This window comes from uncultured Nostoc sp. (assembly GCF_937863485.1).
In the GTDB taxonomy this organism is placed as follows: domain Bacteria; phylum Cyanobacteriota; class Cyanobacteriia; order Cyanobacteriales; family Nostocaceae; genus Nostoc.
This window is the reverse complement of record NZ_CALMFY010000228.1, coordinates 1-21316: the sequence shown is the minus strand read 5'-3', so window position 1 is coordinate 21316 and position 21316 is coordinate 1. Positions and strand designations below refer to the sequence as shown.

22 protein-coding genes are annotated in these 21316 nt (G+C 42.5%); 15 read left to right on the top strand and 7 right to left on the bottom strand.

Going from position 1 to position 21316, the window contains the following annotated elements:
• The 3 genes from Q0541_RS31155 to Q0541_RS31145 form a co-directional block, all read right to left on the bottom strand.
• Positions 1-1378: hypothetical protein (locus Q0541_RS31155; protein WP_298920262.1), on the bottom strand; the 1378-nt coding region annotated here is incomplete at its 3' end.
• Between the two features lie 200 nt (positions 1379-1578).
• Positions 1579-2184, bottom strand: a complete 606-nt coding sequence (locus Q0541_RS31150; protein ID WP_298920260.1) for a phage tail protein — start codon at positions 2182-2184, stop codon at positions 1579-1581.
• On the bottom strand, positions 2184-2423 hold the full coding sequence (locus Q0541_RS31145; protein ID WP_298920258.1) for a hypothetical protein: 240 nt from the start codon (positions 2421-2423) through the stop codon (positions 2184-2186). Before Q0541_RS31145 ends, Q0541_RS31150 begins: the two co-directional genes overlap by 1 nt.
• Positions 2424-2614: 191 nt before the next feature.
• On the opposite strand from Q0541_RS31145, the gene Q0541_RS31140 reads away from it, so the two are divergent.
• From Q0541_RS31140 to Q0541_RS31110, 7 genes are all read left to right on the top strand, one after another.
• Entirely contained in the window at positions 2615-3898 is a 1284-nt protein-coding gene (locus Q0541_RS31140) for a DUF4157 domain-containing protein (protein ID WP_298920255.1), read from the top strand.
• 34 nt (positions 3899-3932) lie between these two features.
• Positions 3933-4313, top strand: a complete 381-nt coding sequence (locus tag Q0541_RS31135) for a hypothetical protein (RefSeq protein ID WP_298920252.1) — start codon at positions 3933-3935, stop codon at positions 4311-4313.
• A gap of 241 nt (positions 4314-4554) precedes the next feature.
• A complete protein-coding gene (locus tag Q0541_RS31130) occupies positions 4555-4824 on the top strand; it encodes a DUF4157 domain-containing protein (RefSeq protein ID WP_298920264.1) in 270 nt (89 codons plus the stop codon).
• 107 nt (positions 4825-4931) lie between these two features.
• Positions 4932-5696 (top strand): class I SAM-dependent methyltransferase, encoded by a 765-nt coding sequence (locus Q0541_RS31125; RefSeq protein ID WP_298920249.1) that lies wholly within the window; start codon positions 4932-4934, stop codon positions 5694-5696.
• Between the two features lie 420 nt (positions 5697-6116).
• The gene (locus tag Q0541_RS31120) at positions 6117-7610 is read left to right on the top strand and encodes a DUF4157 domain-containing protein (protein WP_298920247.1); all 1494 of its coding nucleotides are present in this window, start codon (positions 6117-6119) and stop codon (positions 7608-7610) included.
• Between the two features lie 492 nt (positions 7611-8102).
• The gene (locus Q0541_RS31115) at positions 8103-8351 is read left to right on the top strand and encodes a hypothetical protein (RefSeq protein WP_298920245.1); all 249 of its coding nucleotides are present in this window, start codon (positions 8103-8105) and stop codon (positions 8349-8351) included.
• A gap of 30 nt (positions 8352-8381) precedes the next feature.
• Positions 8382-8567 carry a hypothetical protein gene (locus Q0541_RS31110; protein WP_298920243.1) on the top strand — a complete coding sequence of 62 codons (186 nt, stop codon included), beginning with the start codon at positions 8382-8384 and terminating at the stop codon, positions 8565-8567.
• Between the two features lie 55 nt (positions 8568-8622).
• Here the strand turns inward: Q0541_RS31110 and Q0541_RS31105 are convergent, their stop codons facing one another.
• The 4 genes from Q0541_RS31105 to Q0541_RS31090 all read right to left on the bottom strand — a co-directional run bounded on the left by Q0541_RS31105 (position 8623) and on the right by Q0541_RS31090 (position 13308).
• Positions 8623-9297 carry an FHA domain-containing protein gene (locus Q0541_RS31105; protein ID WP_298920241.1) on the bottom strand — a complete coding sequence of 225 codons (675 nt, stop codon included), beginning with the start codon at positions 9295-9297 and terminating at the stop codon, positions 8623-8625.
• Entirely contained in the window at positions 9275-11404 is a 2130-nt protein-coding gene (locus Q0541_RS31100; RefSeq protein WP_298920238.1) for a substrate-binding domain-containing protein, read from the bottom strand. The genes Q0541_RS31105 and Q0541_RS31100 overlap by 23 nt, the downstream gene beginning before the upstream one ends.
• A gap of 43 nt (positions 11405-11447) precedes the next feature.
• On the bottom strand, positions 11448-12128 hold the full coding sequence (locus tag Q0541_RS31095) for a response regulator transcription factor (RefSeq protein ID WP_273765480.1): 681 nt from the start codon (positions 12126-12128) through the stop codon (positions 11448-11450).
• 61 nt (positions 12129-12189) lie between these two features.
• Positions 12190-13308, bottom strand: a complete 1119-nt coding sequence (locus tag Q0541_RS31090; RefSeq protein WP_298920234.1) for an ATP-binding protein — start codon at positions 13306-13308, stop codon at positions 12190-12192.
• A 734-nt stretch (positions 13309-14042) separates the two neighbouring features.
• Here Q0541_RS31090 and Q0541_RS31085 point away from each other — a divergent pair.
• The 8 genes from Q0541_RS31085 (at position 14043) to Q0541_RS31055 (ending at position 20930) form a co-directional block, all read left to right on the top strand.
• Positions 14043-14882, top strand: a complete 840-nt coding sequence (locus Q0541_RS31085; RefSeq protein WP_298920232.1) for a Pvc16 family protein — start codon at positions 14043-14045, stop codon at positions 14880-14882.
• A gap of 30 nt (positions 14883-14912) precedes the next feature.
• Positions 14913-16568: a phage tail sheath C-terminal domain-containing protein gene (locus tag Q0541_RS31080; protein ID WP_298920230.1), complete on the top strand. Its 1656-nt coding sequence runs from the start codon at positions 14913-14915 to the stop codon at positions 16566-16568.
• A 314-nt stretch (positions 16569-16882) separates the two neighbouring features.
• The gene (locus Q0541_RS31075) at positions 16883-17365 is read left to right on the top strand and encodes a phage tail protein (protein WP_273765487.1); all 483 of its coding nucleotides are present in this window, start codon (positions 16883-16885) and stop codon (positions 17363-17365) included.
• A 146-nt stretch (positions 17366-17511) separates the two neighbouring features.
• Positions 17512-17988 carry a phage tail protein gene (locus tag Q0541_RS31070; protein ID WP_298920226.1) on the top strand — a complete coding sequence of 159 codons (477 nt, stop codon included), beginning with the start codon at positions 17512-17514 and terminating at the stop codon, positions 17986-17988.
• A gap of 11 nt (positions 17989-17999) precedes the next feature.
• The gene (locus Q0541_RS31065; RefSeq protein ID WP_273765491.1) at positions 18000-18347 is read left to right on the top strand and encodes a hypothetical protein; all 348 of its coding nucleotides are present in this window, start codon (positions 18000-18002) and stop codon (positions 18345-18347) included.
• 218 nt (positions 18348-18565) lie between these two features.
• A complete protein-coding gene (locus tag Q0541_RS31060) occupies positions 18566-18946 on the top strand; it encodes a phage tail assembly protein (protein WP_298920222.1) in 381 nt (126 codons plus the stop codon).
• Positions 18892-19095 carry a DUF6760 family protein gene (locus Q0541_RS34665; protein ID WP_366941946.1) on the top strand — a complete coding sequence of 68 codons (204 nt, stop codon included), beginning with the start codon at positions 18892-18894 and terminating at the stop codon, positions 19093-19095. Before Q0541_RS31060 ends, Q0541_RS34665 begins: the two co-directional genes overlap by 55 nt.
• Positions 19092-20930: an FHA domain-containing protein gene (locus Q0541_RS31055; protein ID WP_298920219.1), complete on the top strand. Its 1839-nt coding sequence runs from the start codon at positions 19092-19094 to the stop codon at positions 20928-20930. The genes Q0541_RS34665 and Q0541_RS31055 overlap by 4 nt, the downstream gene beginning before the upstream one ends.
• Positions 20931-21316: the final 386 nt, after the last annotated feature.

Genomic DNA, 21316 nt, shown 5'->3' with positions numbered 1-21316 from the left:
GTGCGATGCCTACGGCGGGCTGCGCCAACGCTGTTTCACCAATCTCAGGTGATGTTGCAGTCACTTTTGGTGCGATCACATTTTCACCAATTTCAGGCGATGTGTCCCTAACTTGTGGTGCTTCACCAATTTCAGGTGATTTGGCGCTAACTTGTGGTGCGATGCCTACGGCGGGCTGCGCCAACGCTGTTTCACCAATCTCAGGTGATGTTGCAGTCACTTTTGGTGCGATCACATTTTCACCAATTTCAGGCGATGTGTCCCTAACTTGTGGTGCTTCACCAATTTCAGGTGATTTGGCGCTAACTTGTGGTGCGATGCCTACGGCGGGCTGCGCCAACGCTGTTTCACCAATCTCAGGTGATGTTGCAGTCACTTTTGGTGCGATCACATTTTCACCAATTTCAGGCGATGTGTCCCTAACTTGTGGTGCTTCACCAATTTCAGGTGATTTGGCGCTAACTTGTGGTGCGATGCCTACGGCGGGCTGCGCCAACGCTGTTTCACCAATCTCAGGTGATGTGGCAGTAATTAATGGTGCGATCGCTGTTTCACCAATCTCAGGTGATGTGGCAGTAATTAATGGTGCTTCACCAATCTCAGGCGATGTGGCGCTAATATTGGCTGAGGTAGGTGTTAACTGAACAGGCGCACTGGCTGGAGATTCACTCGTTACACTGGAGTCAATTTCTTGTTGTATTGCAATAGGGCTTTTTGCAACTGAAGACTCAGAATTAGGTACAGCAACATGTGGTAGGGGCGCATAGCTATGCGCCCCTACGCTATTTTCATCATTCGCTAAAGGATTGAGTAAAGTAGGTGCATCATCTACATCAGGCGAGGTAAGTGGTGAGGACAAAGTTAGAGAATTATCAACGACAGCATTATCTGTGACCAAATCATTTGCGGTGCTTTTTAATATTAAGTCTGGTTCAATAGCTGTAATTGCCTCTAAATTACTATTGGTATTTGCTAATAAGCTATCTTCTTTACGATTAATAGTAATTTTCTTTTCATCAAAAACTTGCTCAATATTCTTAGTTGCAGATGATTTAACTGCTTTTTTAGTTCTCGATGTGGATTTTGTTTTTTTCTCTGGTGGTTTTTGAGATTTATTTGTTTTTTTTGATTTAGATTTACTTGGAATCTTTAGTTCTGTCGAAATCTCATTAATCGAATTGTTATCAATGCGATTTGGCTGTATATCTGTAATACTACCTTTTCCTGATTCATTACTCTTAATATTACTTTTTTCTTCTTGAGCTATTGAATCCAAAGAATCTAATGCCAGTAATGGAAACTCATTATTTATATCCTGAGTATCCCCACTATCCCAACCTATTAATGGTTGGTTCGATGCTTCATGTTCACGAAACAATAAAAATTTAGAGGATGTGACTAATGATGGTTTAGTTTGTATAGTACTGATAAAATTACTTCGCGAATGTAGAGAATGAGACTCTTTTCTCAATCCCATTCTATGAGGATGAGATAAAGATGATATTACCCCAAGTGGATGAACATTGTTTCCTAATGGAGATTGAATAATTTGCATAGTTATAATTGAAAAATAGCCAATTAACTAGAAACGAAATATCCTGTTTTCTGATTTCGTTGTACAGAAGTGCCTCCTCCTGTAGCCCTTGCAACTTGTAACCCTTCATAAGCTAAAGTTAATTCTTCAATGGCAACTGCGTTTCCATCTGCTTGGAGTGTAGGTGTTTTCCAAGTTATGGGAATAGCACCAATCAAAGTCCAACTCATCATTGTTTCACCAGCCTGATTGAAAATCAGAATATTGACATTGCGTCGAGATGTCTTCTTTTTTTCATCAAAAACTGTACTCATCCAGTTCCAAAAACCTGGATGATCTGTAACTCCACGTTTAAGAGTTATGTCTGCAAATTCTGTATGACCTAAATAAATTCTTTGCTGGTCGTTGACACCACCTTCATTAAAAACATTTTTCTTAATTTGAACACTTAATCCTGAACATTCAGTAAAAGATGCAGCAATAGTATTGTCTATCTCTACATAAAAACGATTAGTAGTGACATAGTTTAGTTCGTGAGTAATGTTGCCATTATTGGAACTTGGAGTAACCTTGCCATTATTAGAACTTGGAGTAATGTTGGCATTCTTAGGATTTGGAGTAACCCTGGCATTTTTAGGAGTTGTAACCATCACAACCACCTCTGAGAACTATAATTACCTACCCTTTCACGCTGCGATCGCAGGTCTTCTAGCAAAAGTTTATACACGTGTTCTGTCAGTTGGCTCATAAGCAGTGAGTCGTTGAGATATTTACTTGCCGTTTTAGCGACTTTGTTGGCATTATAAGTTACTGAAACCCCAGCGTAGCCAGCAGTACCGCCAACATCTCCATCGAACGTGAAAAAAGTTTGTTGTTGTTTTGAGTCCATAAATAAAAAAATCTCTCCTAGAATCAAGGCTAAAGGTACTGCATCAGAATCAAAAGTAGCCAAAAGTCTAACTTGGTCTTTGCCTGGATTTAGACTTTGGGTGAATTGTGTTACAAGTGCGATCGCTGTATTCTAGATATGCGAACTAGCAAATATTCATCCACCGACTGCTTGGGCATCAGGAGAAAAAAATGAGAGAACATGTAAGCCAGTCCAAAAAAGCTAACACTGCTTCCTTCTCAATACCATCTCTCAAACACCGGATACCCGGCTTTGGTTTAGAATCCTCACAAGCTTCACCCCAAGCAGTTCCATTGGTGCAGCCACTTCATAAACCTCTCACCCACGACATTAGTCGAATACCCTTGCGTAATCCCCAAGCAAAACTCTCAATTAGCCAGCCTGGGGATAAGTATGAGCAGGAAGCTGATAGCGTAGCACACCAGGTAATGCAAAGAATAGTGCAGCCTGTAAATCGCCAGTCTATCCAACCAGAGACGATGCCAGAAGAGTCAGAATTGCAGATGAAGCCTTTGGCAAATTTCATCACGCCTGTGGTGCAACGACAGTCAGCGCCAGGGGATGAAGAAGAATTACAAATGAAATCTCTGGGCAATAGCACACTCCAACGGCAAGAAGTGCCAGAAGATGAGGAAGAATTACAAATGAAGCCGATGGTGCAGCGTCGGGCTGAGGCTCTTATGGCTGCTGCGCCAGACCTGGAAGCGTCCATTAACCAAGCAAGGGGTGGAGGAGTGACGATGGCGGACAATATCCGCCAACCGATGGAGGTGGCATTTGGCGCTGATTTTAGTGGGGTGAAGGTTCACACGGATGGTCAGTCTGATTTGTTGAATCGGTCAATTCAGGCGCGGGCTTTCACTACGGGACAAGATGTGTTCTTTCGGCAGGGAGAATATAATCCTGGGAGTCGGGGTGGGCAGGAGTTGTTGGCGCATGAGTTGACTCATGTTGTGCAGCAGAATGGAGGTGCAGTCCAAGCTAAACTTGAAGTAGTTCAAAGAGTAGCAGACAACATAGTCCAAAGAGTCTTTGATCATAATAAGCCCGCTACATATGATGATGATGGGGGTCATTCATATACGGATCATGGCAGTCACACAACAGCAGCTCAACACCTAACACGATTAACCACCGGTACGACGCCTTCCGGGCGTAATTCATTGCCGCCTGACGGAAAATCTAGCAAGTTTGCAAGCGATGCAATGCATTTAAAGGCAATGATAATGGCGATTAATGACTTGAACGCCAATAAGCAGAATAGAGCAGGAGGATGGAAAAAGGGGTATAGCAATCACTATACACTAGCTGGAGTCGGAGAGACTTATGAACTAGATACTGGTAGCAGCAATCTTAAACCTACGACTCTTCCTTGTAACACCTTCTACGTAGCATGGAGCAATGACGGTACGGGGGATAACTTTAAGCTCATAACTATGTATCCCAGACCCTAATGGAACCTGATATCTTGATAAGTGAGAGGATAAAATGACAGGCAAACTCGAAGAAGCAATCATTTCCTTAGCTGAAGCTTCAAGCTTTACTCCAGCAACAGCCCAGATAAAGACCAAGGTACATGAGATCGTTTGGCAAAACAACTTGGACGAGGATAGTGCAGTGCCACAGTGGTTGCTTGAATTTCTCAAGCAGATAGAACAAGGGAAGCAAACAGAATGGATACCCTATCCTGACTCCGATTACAGTTTTCCGGATGTGTTTGAGGTAATTGCAGAGCTTGACGAAGTCGTTCCGATGAAATACGAACATAAAGAAGAAAGCATAGTTTTGACTATGGAATCTTTGGGTGTTGAAGCAGTCATCTGGGTAGAATCCGGACAATATCAGATTAGAAGAATCCAAGCGGCTTAACTATAGTGCGTAGGCGCAGCCCGCCGCAGGCATCGCTTGATCTTGTAGGGTGTGTTACTTCGTTAACGCACCCACATAAGCGATAATGGTGCGCCAGCGTATTGAAACCCAAACGCCTAACGCACCCTACGCCAACTATGCCAACTAAAATCTTTGCTGATGATGTTTGGTATCAGCTAAAAAAGTAGAAAGAGTTAACAATGATTGGTACTAATATTTACATCAGTCAAGAAACTCAAGAATATCTTACTTTAGAGATGGGGAATATAATCCTGGGAGTCGGGATGGACAAGAGTTGATTACCCATGAGTTGACCCGTGTTGTGCAGCACAATGGTGGACAAGTCCAGACCAAGAAAGAGAATGCGAGTAGAACTCGGACTACACAAACAGCCATAGACCAAGCAGGGATTGTTCAGCCCATGCTAGATAAGCGGATTATGTGTGCCCAATTATACAAAATTATAATAGAAAGCGGTGGTCAATCCCAAATTGGCAGCATAGTAAGGTAAATATCCAGTCTATGTCCCTCACAGAGGGAAGGAGGTAACAAATGACGGGTCAGCCTCCCAGTACTCACGAGGCATTCAAGCAGTTCGAGCGCGACAAATTCTCCCTGGTGGCCCAAGGATATGATCAAGCGATCGCTCAAGTAACATCGCAAGTTGATCAAGCCATATTAGATGCCGTAGAAGCGGGGTATGGGAAACAATTGCTGGATGTCGCTTGCGGAACTGGATGGCTCAGTGCCGCTGCTGTGAGTCGGCAGGCTATAGTCACTGGATTAGACTATGCAGAGAATATGGTGGCCATTGCCCGTTTGCGATGTCCTGAAGCCGAATTCCAGATCGGGGACGCCGAGAATCTTCCCTTTGAGTCGGGCCGGTTTGAAGCGGTGGTCTGTAGCTTGGGCATCCTCCATTTCCCTGACCCGGAACGAGGGATCGCTGAGTCCTTTCGAGTTCTCAAACCAGGTGGGCGCTATGCCTTCACCTGCTGGACACCACCAGCGCGTAATCCTTTTATGGCCTTGATTTTGGGTTCGGTGCAGGCTCACGGCAACATGGAGGTGGATCTACCTCTAGGGCCGCCCCTGTTCCGCTTTGGCGAAACAGCCGAATGCAAAAGGGTCTTGCGTTCCGCGGGATTCACTTCAGTCTCTATTAGCGAACTACCCATCAAGTGGACTTTCTCCACACCCCAGGATGTGATGCCAAGGATTGTTGTCAGTACGGCCCGCCTTGGATCAATCCTGGCAATCCAAACCGAGGAGCAGCGGCACAATATCGAGAACGCTTTTATCGAGGGAGCAAAAAAGTACGTCACGGAGGGTGGTTTGGAAATTCCCGCTTCTGTGGTGCTGGCTGTGGGGCGCAAACCATGAGCTAGAACAACTTTTCTGAAATTTATTACGGCAGAATTAAAATATTTGAACCACATCTGTCGTAGGGGCGCAAGGCCTTGCGCCCCTACCGCGTGGTCTATTTACCTGAAAATAGCTGTAATTACAGCCAGGGGCAAAATTTGTCTAGCCCTCCTGATACAGCATGAGTTAGGAGTCAGGAGTCAAAAAGGCTTTTTATTTGGCTTGTAGACCAAAGTACTGTACCTGACTAACTTGCAATTCGCTGGATTATATGCGCTAAAATAACCGTCATTGCAACTGTTCGCTGAGAATAGTCAACATGATTTCAGCTTGATTTTAGACTTTTGATGAATTGTGTTACAAGTGCGATCGCTGTATTCTAGATATGCGAACCAGCAAATATTCATCCACCTACTGCTTGGGCATCAGGAGAAAAAAATGAGAGAACATGTAAGCCAGTCTAAAAAAGCTACCACTGCTTCCTTCTCAATACCATCTCTCAAACACCGGATACCCGGCTTTGGTTTAGAATCCTCACAAGCTTCACCCCAAGCAGTTCCATTGGTGCAGCCACTTCATAAACCTCTCACCCACGACATTAGTCGAATACCCTTGCGTAATCCCCAAGCAAAACTCTCAATTAGCCAGCCTGGGGATAAGTATGAGCAGGAAGCTGATAGCGTCGCACAGCAGGTAATGCAAAGAATAGCGCAACCTGTAAATCGTCAGTCTATCCAACGAGAAGCATTGCCACAAGAGTCAGAATTGCAGATGAAACCTCTGGCAAATTCCATCACGCCTTTGCAACGACAAGAAATGCCAGAGGATGAAGAAGAATTGCAGATGAAATCTCTGGACAATAGCACACTGCAACGGCAACAAGCGCCAGAGGAAGAGGAAGAATTACAAATGAAGTCGATGGTGCAGCGTCAGGCTGGGATGGCTGCTGCGCCAGACTTGGAAACGTCCATTAACCAAGCCAGGGGTGGTGGACAGGCGATGGCAGAGAATATTCGCCATCCGATGGAGGTGGCGTTTGGCGCAGATTTCAGTGGGGTGAAGGTTCACACGGATGGTCAGTCTGATTTGTTGAATCGGTCAATTCAGGCGCGTGCTTTCACAACGGGACAGGATGTGTTCTTTCGGCAGGGGGAATATAATCCTGGGAGTCGGGGCGGTCAGGAGTTGTTGGCGCATGAGTTGACTCATGTAGTGCAGCAGAATGGGGGGGCGGTGCAGCGATCGCATCAGCTACAGGAGAAACAAAAGCAAAACGCAGGGAAAGATACTTTTTTCGAGCAACTAAGCCAAGAGGTAGTTCAACGAGCAGTTCCCAAGGGAGGAGAAACCGCTAAACCTATAGCAGAGACAGCCGGTTATGTTGCACGTGGAGGTCAAAATGTCCAATTCAATTCTAATGCTCACAAGCGAAAGGATTTTTCGTTTGGAACAAAAACCCGAGACGCTGTTTTTCAAAAATATAACCCTACCTATCAAGGAAATAAAATCGTTACAGTCAGGGCTTCCCACGGTGAACAAGTAAGCGTTACTGGGATACAGTTAGACCATCAAACTAGCTGGGATATGATCACTAATGCAATGGAAAATAAAAACAAAGATCAAAATGGGCAATTCAAGTATTCGTTTTGGGATGCAAAAATGTATTACAATGATGTCACCAATTTGGTTCCTGCCCAAGGTTCAATCAATGCAGCAGCCGGAGCGCAAGGTGTGCATATGGAACAACGGGGGAATTCTGTTATAGAAGCTACTCTCGGCACTGTTGGTCAATCATGGATTCACTTACAGTCAGTCTTGAATGCCATAAAAAATGGCACGCAAACAGCAATGATTAGTGACGATGAATTTGTGCATAGTCTTCTCGAGATAAGCACGCAAATGGGAGAATTGGCAGAAGATCTCATCAGATGATAAGAACAATCGCGGATCTTGTAGTGCGATCGCCTGATCTTGTAGGCTGGGTTGAGTACTGACACCAAACAATAAAATTACACCTAAATTATTTTCCCAGTAACTCAAAGAAAGTTTCCTTGTCAATACCAATATCCTGAATCATGCCCATTAGAGTGCGATCGCCTGCTATTTGTAGAGTGCGTTACTTCGTTAACGCACCGAACCAATAATTTGGTGCGTCACGGCGTAAACAACCAAATCGCCTGTCAAAATATCCAAACACGAACGCCTAACGCACCCTACAAGAGATATTAATTCGGCATGAACAATGGGTATTTTAAGACAATCAACTCATCCATGAGTACCCCTGACTTAAGCTGGATTTAGATCCACGACTTCTTCAAGAAGTCGCGGATCTGGGCAGCAACTTTTGCTTAAGTAAGTGCTATTCCACCCTACATAGCTTCCAGGAGGGCAAAAGTTGCTACAGACTGCGCGAAACACTCAAACGTGAAGCCAGAAGTTACTTCCGGGAAGGCAGTAGTGCGATCCGTCGAGAAATTAAATTGGATGCATCGATTGTCATGCCCAACCATTTATCATGGGATTGTTTTTATTGAACCTGTCACATCCCAAGCAGATGTAGGGGCGAACAATCATAGCGTTGGGATGAATGACCACGCGGTAGGGGCGCAAGGCCAAGATCCCCTACAAACCCATGCGCCCGTACAAACTAGGATGCCCAGCCGAAAACCGTGATCGCTCGGATCTTTGATTGCAGGGTTTAAAATGGTAGTTATCAAGTGGATTAATGTATTGCAACCTACACCAAGCGTGCCAATATGGCAACGCAATTACTACGAACATATTATTCGTAATCAGGTAGCATTACACAAAACTCGTGAATACGTGCAGATAGATCCCCAATCATGGAATTGCGATCAATTGCATCCCGATAGTCCTTCAAAATGGTAATGCAGGGGCATCGGCGCTAGGGGCGCAAGGCCTTGCGCCCCTACACGCTTTTTAATTACACAACATATACAGTGAAATTCACTAGATTATCCTGACCAAATCGCAGTGAATCACCATTAAGCAGTCGATATTGCATACCAGGAGTTAGAGAAGTATTGTTTAAATAAATACCATTTGTACTCATATCAACAATCATGTATGCATTTTGCGACCAGTCCCAATCGACTCGCGCATGACGACGAGAGATTATTCCCTCACTGGGGATGCCTGTCAAGTCAATTTCTGGCGGCGCTATTCCTGGACTCTGACTGCGGCGACCAATATAACCTCCTTCCCCAACGAGGTTAAATTCTCTTCCGGTGGTATGAATCAACTTTAAGAGTGGCGCTCTTTGAGGTGGGGGAGTATAAACAGGCGGTGTTGGTGGATAAGAAACCCGTTGCTGATAGACTGTTGAATAATCAACGGGAGCTTGTTGGGGAACTTCGTAGTTAGGCTGGTTTGTTGGTGGCCGCTGATACTGAATAGGTGGTTGTTGACTGGGTGGTGGTTGACTAGGTTGTTGTTGACTAGGCGGTGGTTGACTAGGAGGTGGTTGACTAGATGGTTCTGGTGTAGAGGAAACTACATTACCCAAAGGAGTGGAACACCAGGGACAAACCTTAGCATTGTTAGGCAGGGCGCGGTTAAAATATTCGCAACTGGGATTAGGGCACCGATTTGCAGGCATAGGAATTTATATCATCAGGCATAGGTTGTAAAGCTACAAGACCTACTTTCCTAAGTAAACACTGACCCTGACGAGTGGTTAGCATCTGGGCAAATGTAGAACCACCAGGCAGGCGGTTGCTGTCTTTAGGGTACACTACAAAAATAGGGTATCCCAAAGGGTAGCTTTGGAAAGTTGTGACATCAACATAATAATCATCATGTTGACACAAATCATCTGAGGGATTAATTGAGCGGCGATCGCGCCGTTGAAACAGAGGTTGAATCGCTGACTTGTTGCCATCTGCGATCGCTAGGGGATAGCCAGTACACTGACTCGAAGTTTTACTGATAATCCCAAAACTGATAATACCAGTGGTTCGCCCCTCTAAAGTCTCGCTGCGTATCTGGTTTTGGATTTTTGTTGTATCACGTTTAGTAACCTTTGCAAATAAAGCTTCGTCCTGAGGGGCGTTTTTAAGAACTATTTCTTGAAATTTACTGATTGCTTCTGGTTCAGTTGGGGCAAAAGGTTTCAGAGTCAGATTTGGAAGTTTGGGGCTAATTTGCTGCCAATTAGTAATTTTACCTGTATAAATTTGACGTAATTGCTCAAGACTTATTTCCCCTCCAAGAGCACTAGCAAGATTTGAGTCTCTCTTATTAAATGCTACAAAAACCAGTAACCCATCATAAGCAACTGGTTTTTTAGCAAGTTTATCTGTGATCTTGTCTACTAAACTAGTAATTGCAAAATCTTTTTTGCTTGTTTGGACTTCTTCGATACTTTTATTCTGATTATCTATATTTGATGACAAAACAGATTCATAGTTAAATGTTGCTGTTGCATCTGACTTTGGTCTGGTCAATAAATCTCCTAAACGACTGTTGTCCACTGGTTGCGTTAAAACAAAGCTCCATGTACTGTCTTTTTCTCCTGTGTAAGTAAATTGTCCGGAAGGAATGTTAGGGACTTCAGAGAAATTCCGCACAAGTCCAGACCATTGTATATATTGATTAGAACTAACTGTTTTCTTACCCCAAAGCCAATACCAAATTCCCCCCCCAAGTAGTAATAAAGCCAGAATTACTAGCACCATTAAGGGGATTGGGAAACGCTTTTCTATTTCTTGAGAAGCTGGCGAACGCACTGAACTTTTGCCATGATCTTCTTTGGGAAGTTCCAGTAATGCTTGACGAGCTGCTTCTGCACTCTCGAAACGAGTTTCCAGCCCAATTAGTCGATAAATAAACTGCTTTAAATGGCTATCGGTATCTGGCCATTGTTGATTATCTCTAGGATCGAGAGGCTGGTTGGATGAAAAATTAGTTGTGCGTCCTGCCCATAAAGAAAAGGCTACCAATCCTAATGATTCTAAATCTTGCTCCGGTCTGACGGGCGCGGGTTGAGTAATAATGGGCGGAAGAAATAAGTTTTCCCAGATAGCTAAATCACAAAAGTATATAGAAAATTTTTGATTATTTTCTACTTTAATTAAAGTACTATCTAAATTGATGTTGCCATGAGTGATACCCAGTTGTGTTTGGTTTGAGGGAAAACGCAGCTTTTGGGTGTGGAGAAACTGGAGAGTTTGTAGACCTTGATTTAGCACCTCACGCACTTCAGGAGATGTCATTGCTCCCTTGTCTATTAGATATTTACCTAAAGTTTGAGATAACTCTACTCCTTTAGTAATTAAATAGCAGCGTTCTCCTTTTTCATCAGCGATCGCTTCTTTAGTTTCGACAAGACGGAAGTTTTGAATTCTACTATCGGCTAAACTTACCCCACCCACCTGTTTGAAAGTCTCTTTCCGCTTCCGAGTCTCGCTTTCATTAAAAGAACGATCGGGTAGCAGGTATTCTTTGATGATTACAGGCTGTTTGTCTTTGAGTTGGATACCTGAATATAAGCGGCCTAAACCCCGGACACCAACAAAACTAGCTATTTGATAAGTCCCCTGATTTCCTTTAATCTCAGCCTGCTGCGGTAAAGTTGCTGGAAAACCACATTCCAAGCAAAACTTAGCACCCTTGATTTGCTGCGCCGTTTGGAAGGGGCGATCGCAAGTTAAGGGAGAATTGTACGAGCAGGGGTATTCTTGATAAAAAGATTCAAATGAAGGCATATACAAAGAGTTTCGTGAATTGCGCCGATTACTTTTGTCGCGCTCAAGCGTGAACTAATCCTAACTTGAGAGCAGCCACAATAGCTTGAGTCCGGCTAGTAACCTTCAATTTTTCAAAAATACTTGTGAGATGCGCTTTAACAGTAGCAACTGTTACATATAAATGTTTAGCGATTTCTTCATTAGAAGCACCTTGAGTTAACCAGTGTAAAACTTCTTGCTCTCTTTGGGTTAAATGCACCTCATGAGATGCTTTCATACTAGAGTCTGAATAAGCCTGAAAAAACCGGAAAAATCGACTAGCAACTTCTGAAGGTAGATAAATTTCTGACCTTGTAACAGTGTCAATAGCTTCACACAATTGTGTTGCCAAACGATTTTTAAACACATAACCTGCGGCTCCCGCCTGCATTGCTCTAAAAATCCAGTCATCTTCTTGATGAGCCGACAATACTAAAACCTTGCCAGTGTAAGCAGTTTCCTTAAGACGTGCCAAAACTGTAATCCCATCACATCCTTTCAATTGCATATCCAGCAAAATTAAATCTGGACACTTCTGGGCTGTTAATTTTAAAACTTGCTCTACAGTATCAGCATCACCCACAACTTCTACAGGTAAAGCAGAATTAATACTATAAAAGTTGAGGAGGGTACGTAACCCCTGACGGAAGCGTTCTTCATCATCTACCAGCAAAACTGAAAGTTTTTTATGATCATTAGTCATATTTGTAATTACGAATTACGTTAGCGTAGCGGGGCGTAGCCCATTACGAATTATAAATTATTTATCTACTCCTTGGTCGAGGCAAAACCAGAGAAAATTGCGCTCCCCTTTCTGACAAAACTTGTGCCCAGATACTTCCTTGATGATCCAGAATAATTTTTTTAGCGATAGTTAAACCCAGCCCTGTACCTCCTCTACGTCGGGAATAAAATGGGGTAAATACTTTTTGTAAATCCTCTTGAGATAGTCCTGGCCCTTGATCTAAGATTTTAATTAAAACTTCATCTTGAAAAATTTGCCAGCTACAGGTAATAGTTCCTGAATTAGGACTAAAATGAACAGCATTACTGAGGATATTGTCAAAGACTTGTTTCATTTGCAATCTGTCTATCTTCAGGATTGTCGATGTATCGGGAATCGATATTTTAATTTTTTTCTGATTAATTAGAGGTTGTAAATTTGTGATACTTTCAACTACCAAATTTCTTAAATCTTGAAATGTTACCCTTAACTTTGCACTTTGACCACAATCAATAAGCTCATTTAAATTAGTATCTAAATCTTCTATACTTTCGCCAATGATTGTTGCTTGCTCTTGCCAAGGACTATCCTTTAACCCTAAGTATAAGTTATGTGCATACAATCCGATAAGTCCTAGAGAGTTACGCAATTGATGACCTACTCGATGCAGGATATTTTCCAGGAGTTGAATTTCAGTTTTTTGTCTTCCATAGTCTAAGTAAATATCTACATACTTACTCAGGAGCATCGCAGAGCGTTTTAGGTATAATTGCAAACTCGATGACAGAGGTTCATGAGTAATGATTTGAATGTATTCAGGTTTTTGATTTCTATAGCCTATGGGGCAAATGTAAGAAATGGATGAAAAGTCCTTAAGTCTAAATTCATGTAAAGTCAAAGCAGGCGGAAAGTCTGTAAGCCATGCTTCTGACCGCAAATAAGCTAAAATTTTTGGCGAAAAAGAAGCTTGGTCTTGACCATAATGTATAACTTCCTGATGATTTTTTAGCAAATAATCATGATAGACAATCCGAGCGAAAAAAATTGGATACTGACTAGTTAACTGCTCAGACTCTAGCTGACAAAAGCTTTGGATATCTGAGGAACTCAAATAATTAGAGCCATTTTCTAGTTTTTGTACAGAAAAGCCTAGTGTCATAGCTTTAACTCGCTTTTTGCAACCAAATATTTTTACTTTTCTGCTGATCAGTATAAAATTATGCAGGATCAGTAATGTTTATTTTTTGTTAAGTTATTTTGTTAGATAATTAATCCAAAGAATTATTAAATTTGTATTCACTGGTGCTCCTCACCTTCCTAATGCTCTTTTTACTCTCATTAGATAATATTTAAACCCTTGTTTCTCCGTGCTAGGTTCCAAAGAAGGATTTTTTGGCTTTGCTGATAAAGCAAGGCTTTGAAAAAAATTCAAGGTCAGCGTCTTATTTTTCTCTCCTCAGAGATATAAAAGAGCCCTAATTTCAAGGGATAGACTGATCTACAAGTTGAAGTTACTGCTTTTCGGATTTTTGAAAAGCTAATATTTTCCAGCCCTCTCAATCATCATTCTGGGGAAACTAGGGAGTAAGGATGATGAAGCAGGGGGGAGATGGAAAATAACTACTAACTAAACGTGAGTTCGACGGCTCATGTGGTATTGCCTAATGATCTGAGTCAAAAGCCTCTAAGAGGTTTTACTACGCAAAACCGTCCCTCTCGCCCGTCGGAAAGGACAGACTTGAACTTTATTTTAAGTCAGGGAGAGGTCTTTTGACTTACGTTAACTAATGCCCAATGTCTCATCCACAAATATCGACAAAAGTCTAATTAACTTTAGAAGGCTGATACATATACTCTAGATGCATCTGGATTAGCTACCAGCACAACACCTTCATGCTTATCTTCGTTCTTCAAACTTTAGCCGAAATTCTAGCTGGAGGAACCTCACTTACCAGTACGGAGCAAATTGACTTTAGCCATCCTGGTAATCGAAGGGAAGAGGGAGCAGGCCCGACTCTCAATTTATACATTTATGATATTCGTGAGAGTAAGCAGTATCAACAAGCCGGAAGGCAAGTTGAACGTAATACTACACGCCATCTACAAGCTGGCACTGTAACTTGGGCACCTGCTTGGTTTGATGTTTCGCTGCTATTAACAGCCTGGGATAGGACGACTTTAGGCGAACATCATTTCCTTAGTGAAGCTTTGACCGTACTTATACGCCATCGAGCTTTGGAGGAAGAGTTTTTAGTTCCTGAATTGCGGGGTAATGGTAGTTTGCCTATGATGATTGGAATACAGCCCTCACTTGAGGTTGGCGGCTTATGGAGCGCTCTTAATGTACCTTTGCGTTCAGCTTTATACTTAACAGTAAGCGTGCCTTTTAATATGCAAGGAACTACAACACCTTTGATTTGGGAACGAATTTTTCACCTGCGAAATAACATGCATGAGAATGGTAGCAACCAAATTCTGAGCAAGCGAGTAGTAATTGCAGGTGTTGTCAAGAGTGCAACAACAAATCTGCCATTGCTGGCGACAAAAGTTACTCTGCTGGGAACTAGAAAATTCATGGAAAGCAACAAAGAAGGACTGTTCTTTTTTGAAAACCTTGAGATAGGTAACTATGTTTTAAATCTAAATTGTCCTGGTTATTTACCCCAAAATATTAATGCATTGGTAGATAACCAAAGTCATACCTTCAAGGAGATATTTCTAACTCCTGAATAATTAACTTTTTACTGACTTGGAGAGACTTTCATGGCTAGACTTGATTACTTTGCTCCTGGTGTCTATATTGAAGAATTTGACCGGGGGAGCCGACCGATTGAAGGTGTTAGTACAGCAGTTGCCGGGTTTGTAGGCTTTACAGAAGATGTTCGAGATGATGCTGAACTCTTTAAGCCAATGTTGGTGACTACTTGGACGCAATATCTGAACTATTTTAGTCGTCCTAATTCTGATGGTTTCACCGATTTCAACGCCTACTTACCTTTTGCAGTTTACGGCTACTTTATGAATGGTGGTGGTCGTTGCTGGGTGACAAGCATCGGTACTCAGTTACCAGGCGCACCCAAACCCGCAACTCCAGAACCTACCACTTTAAGAATCAACTCTCGTGGGAATCGTCCAGCCCTTCGGTTTACTTTGCGCCCCGAACAAGCAGGAGGCGGATTAGTAAATATCTTAATTATTGATGGTTCTCCTCGTGCCCTACCTGAAGGTACTGAAGGAGAAGCTCCTCCAAATACAGGAGAATATTTCACAATCGAGATTCGTCGGGGAGATGAGCTTCTAGAGCAATACCAGAACTTGACGATGAACCGCGAGCCTGGTACTCAAGCAGCATACGCGCTGGCAGCATTGAGAAATTCTATGTATGTCAGTCTAGAAGACATTACTCAAAGCGGACAGCCTTTAACTCGCCGTCCGGTTAATGGTCAGTACGAACTAGCGCCACCAATTGTTGCCCCCTCGCTGGATAGATTTTCACGAGATATAGAAGGGGTTCGGGACGATCGCACAGGGGTACGCGGTATTTTTGAAATTGATGAAATTACAATGCTGGCTTGCCCTGATTTACTGAGGGCTTATCAAGAACAAGTGCTGAACTTGGATCAAGTCCACGGGATTATGGAACTGATGATCAGCATGTGCGAGGGTTCTGCCAGTGGCGATATTCCCAATCCACCCAACCGCATGGTTGTACTTGATGCACCACCGGACGCCGTTAAACCCCAACAGGTGGTGGATTGGTTGAATAGATTTAACCGTCGTTCGATGTTTGCAGCCCTTTATTACCCTTGGATCAAAGTTGCTAACCCGCGCGATCGCGGTAATCCAATTCTAGTACCTCCTTGTGGTCATATGATGGGTGTTTGGGCACGCACCGACGAAACCAGAGGTGTTTATAAAGCGCCTGCAAATGAAGTACCCAGAGGCGTAATTGGTTTGGGTTACGACACCAATTTCCGCGAACAGGAACTATTGAACCCCCTGGGGATAAATTGCATTCGTAATTTCCCGAACCGAGGTATCCGCATTTGGGGGGCACGAACTTTAGTTGAGCCAGATAAAACAGAGTGGCGTTATATCAGCGTGCGTCGGTTGATTAGTTACATAGAAAAATCAATTGAACTAGGCACTCAATGGGTAGTCTTTGAACCGAATGATCAAGATTTGTGGGCACGTGTCATCCGTACTGTCAGTAACTTTTTAGAGCGTATTTGGCGTGAGGGTGCTTTATTTGGAGCTTCACCAGAACAGGCATTTTATGTTAAATGCGATGCGGAATTGAATCCACCAGAAACTATGGTTTTAGGTCGTTTGTATGTCGAGGTAGGTGTTTGCCCGGTTAGACCAGCCGAGTTTGTGATCTTCCGCATCAGTCAATGGAATGCACTTGATGAGCAATAACTGATTAAGCTAACCTGCTTACATATTGCACTACTTTCCATCAAGAACGTCATTAGTCATTAGTGATTATTCCTTTGTAAACACAAATGACAAATGACAAATGATAAACAGAGAAGTCTGAGCGCCGACTTTTGGTGTTGGCGCAGACCACTGTTTGTGTTGGTGTACCTCTTTGGGGAAGCCTCTCGTAGAGAAAAGAAGGCATCAGAATTTCTCTTAAGGGAGAGGCTGCGCGAACGGGGACAATCCTTAATTGTAATAGCTTAGTATTTTCTGCAATTTTTCCCCACTATTAATTTATTAGGAGATGAGATATGGCTGGAGAATATGTTGTTGCTTCTGTATTCTACTTTGAAGCAGATGGCATGACTGACAAATACGTTCAATCAGTCGCAGGGATGGGGTCAAAAAATAATGCTACTAAAACCATTAGAGGTTCAGGCAAAAATGGTAAAACATTACGTCAAAACCTTCCTGGACAGGCTGAGTTTAATAATGTCACAATTACTGTGACTTACAATGGTGAAGAAGACCTACACAAATGGTTTTTAGCTTGTAGCGAAGATGGAAAACCTCGTCAATGGGATGCGAATCGTAAAGAAGTTTCAGTTGTTGGTTATAGCCAAGATAAGTCAACTGAAATAATCCGTTATAATTTTAAAGGTTGCTTTCCCGAATCATATACAGGCCCAGAATTCGATGTTACGAACAATGATCCGGCAACAGAGAAGATTGAAATGTCGATTGAGGGTTATGAGGTCAAAGCAAAGAAAAAAGACGTAAAATCAGCAACTTGAAACTCAATTATTGGGTTTTATCAAGGGATGAATTAGCTGTCTTTTTTTGACAGGAGGTTGCTATCTATAAGCGATAGCAACCTTGACTGCTAAGTTAAATTAGATTCGCATAACAATTTAAATTTCCAAATTCACTATGAAATAGAATGGCTCCAATCCCACCTGAATTGCTCACAGGTTATCATTTCTTTTTAAGATTAGACATAGGTACAAATGATAGTGATGGCTACTTTTTAGAATGCCAAGGTTTTAAAAGAACCCAGGATGTAATTGAAATTTGTGAAGTCACTTCTCAAAAGTGGGGAAGTGCATCAAAAGGAAAGGCGGTTATAACTAAACTTCCTGGCAATGCTAAGAGTGGTAATATTACTTTACGTAAAGGTTTGAGCAACTCCAAAGATTTTTGGAAGTGGTTTGAAGAAATTGAAACAGGGAAGTGGGCTAAAAAGCGTGAATTTATTTCTTTATCTATTTACGATCAAGCAGCCACAGAACAAGCTAGATTTGAATTAGCTGGTGCTTGGCCTACTAGTTACAAAATTGCTGATTTTAACGCAAACAGTCATGAGATAGAAATTGAAGAGTTGGAGATTGCTTTTGAGGAATTTAAACGCGTGAAGTAATCAGGAGGACTATGTTTCCCACAGAGTTTGAATTTACACTGCCTAAGGGGTATCTAGACTCTGAAGGCAACCTCCACCGCAAAGGTGTAATGCGGTTATCAACGGCGATAGATGAGATTGCACCTTTGCGTGACCCACGCGTTAAAGCTAATCCCGTTTATGCCACAATTATTATCTTGGCGCGAGTGATTACCCACTTGGGTGCTTTATCAGAAGTGACTCCTGCAATAGTGGAAAACTTTTTTGCCCAAGATTTAAACTACCTCCAAGATTTTTACCGTCGAATCAATGGATTGGAAAGCGAAACTTCCCTACCAGAAGATACAATAAATTCCCCTGAGCCACTTCTTCATAATTGAGTTGGGGAATGGGGAATAGGGAGATGAGGGAGCAGAGGAAGAACTATTGATTATTGCCTAATGCCCAATGCTCAATACAACTCTTAGAGAGGCTGGCGCTTAGGGCGTAGCTATGCCGCAGGCTTTACAACGTCGGCTCCATCGAGCGAACGCAAGAGCGTCTCTAAGAGTTGTCGAGATGCTCAGTACAAGTGCCCAATGCCCAAATAAAATTATTTATGCGCCGTAAAAAGGATACTCTCTGCACAGAATTTGCCTTCACTCTTCCTAGAGGGTTAAGTGATGGTGAAAACCGAGTACATCGTCAGGGGGTGATGCGTTTAGCCACCGCCAAAGATGAAATTTTGGTGCAACAAGAGCGCAGAGTTCAAGAAAATCCAGCTTACAGCGTCTTGGTGATGCTTGCACTGGTTATTACTCGCTTGGGCAGTTTCAACTCTGTTAGTCCTGATTTACTCGAAGGACTGCTCTTACATGATATTGCCTATCTCCGAGAATTTTACAATCGAATCAATCAGCAAGGCAATGTACACATTCCGACACAATGTCCCCACTGCAATACCCAATTTTCAGTGGAGCTAGAACTAGCGGGGGAGTAGTAAGCTACCCCTCTGATACTTTATATGAGGAGGTAGCTTTTATTGCTTATCATTTTCACTGGTCACAAGATGATATTTTAAATTTAGAACACACTACCCGTCAGCGCTGGGTAGCAGAAATCAATAAAATTAACCAAAAAATAATATGAAAGTAAAAGTTAGCTACTCACCAAATCTAAATGAAGTCAATGAAGTTGACCTGACCATAGAAACTACAACCAGAGGAGAATGGTTAATAGGTCGTTCTCCTGATTCTGATTTAGTCTTAGACAGCCCTGATATCAGCCGATTACATGCTAAGTTTTTTGTTAAAGGTGGAAATTACTACTTCTCTGACCTTGGCAGTAGAAATGGCTCAATATTTAACGGTAAACAGGCTGAAAAAGACCGACCATATTCTTTGAGTGATGGAGACGTTATCCGGATTGCAGATTACGTTTTGATCTTGGAAGGAGTTACTCCCGCCTATGAGCAACCAGAGACAGTTTTTAGAATTATAGATCCTTCACTGTTTTCTCGGCCGCGATCGCCTGAAAATGTCAGCGCTTCCAATGTTGCTAATCCAGCCCCAGAAGTAGTTAACGAAGTTCCAGCGCCAATTAGTAACGAAGTAAAAACACCTGAAATTAATCCTCCTTCCCCAGAAATCAGCAAAATCTCAGAAGTTGTTTCTACTCAAACTGATGATGTCATCCCTGAAAACATCATTCAGTCACCAGAAGCAGTCAGCGAAGTTCCACACGATGTCCATGATCAAGTTGGGGATTTGCGGACATCAGTTGCAGCAGAAGTCAGCGCAGACGCTGAAGAAGTAGAAGTTCCAAAAGTCAACGAAGCCTCAGAAGTTTCTTCTACTGTAGCTGATGATGCGATCGCTTCACCTGAAAACATCATTGAAACTCCTAAAGAGGAAAGTGTTCTTCCACAAACCACTCACGATGAGGAAGCAGCATTGGCGGCAGAATCTACTTTTGTACAGCGGCGTGATATAAGTGCCACTCCCGAAGCTACCCACGATGAGGATGCAGAGTTGGAGGCAGCACTGGAAGCAGAAGTCACCTTCGTTCAGCCACGTGATAATTTCAGCGAAGTTCCTGCAAAAGAGAGTACCGTTCCCGAATCTACCTCCGATACAGAGTTGGAAGCAGCACTGGAAGCAGAAGTCACCTTCGTGCAGCCGCGTGATTTTTTCAACCAAGTTACTGCACAGGAGAGTGCCGTTGCAGAAGCTACCCATAATGAAGTAGTAAATTTAGATACACTAGTTACAGAAGAAGTTGATTCAGATGTTGACGAGGTTGTCAAGGAGGTTGCTGAAGATGCGGACATTCAACAGCAAGAAACATTGAGTAAAGTACCAGAGGAAGAGAGCAAAGTTACACAAGATACCAATAATGAAGTAGTAGATTTGGCTACGTCAGTTACAAGAGAAGACAGCGCAGATGGTGAAGAAGTAGAACCTAGTTCTGCTATTGATGAAACAGAAAGCGAAACTCCTGAGATCATCAGTCAAACTATTGAAGAGGTTTCTGAAGTAGAAGCAACTCAATCTGATGAAACTCTAGAAGAAACAAATGTAAGTGAGCCTTCTCAAATGAGCATTGAAAGAAACATAGTACTAATTGCTCACGAAAGCAAGAAATCAGAACTTGCGGAATTTGTTTCTCAACATCAGGAATTTTTCTCGCAGAGTTTTACAATTACCTGGCCATCTGTTAGCGAAGTCTTACAAAAACAGGCGGGGATAACTATTAGTCAAGAAACCCCCGCACCAACTTCTGGAGGATATCAAACAATCGCTTCATTGGTTGGATCAGGAGAAATTTTAGCATTTATTTTCCTGAGAGATTTGCTACAACCTCAGCCTAATCAAGCAAATGAAGAAGCAATGCTAAGGTTATGCAATATTAATCAAGTTTTACTGGCAACTAATTTGCCAACAGCAGAGGCGATCGTGCATTATCTTAAATCGACAGCAGACTAGCACTAAATTATTCATTGAACAATAATATCCCCGACTTCTTTAAGAAGTCGGGGATATGGGTATTTCGTTGCTATATTTTTTTAAAAGTTTCAAATCTCTGCGAGACGCTGCGCGTTGGTGGTTCGTTAAAAAATTGACTTTGATAAAGAGTTAAGCCTTAACTGAACTGTATTGAAGTAAAACCTATTTAAAAAAATGGTTGCAAATTTTAAAAGTTTTTTTAGACAAAAACGGTAGAGGCACAGCATTGCTGTTTGCTGTGCCCTGCATCCAAACCAGAACCGCTATATCTTACCGTAAGCGCTATTATCGTTGATACTAAAAAGCGCCCTCCCAATCTGGGAGAGCGCTTTTTGATTTAGCTAAACTTTACTATTTAACCGTTG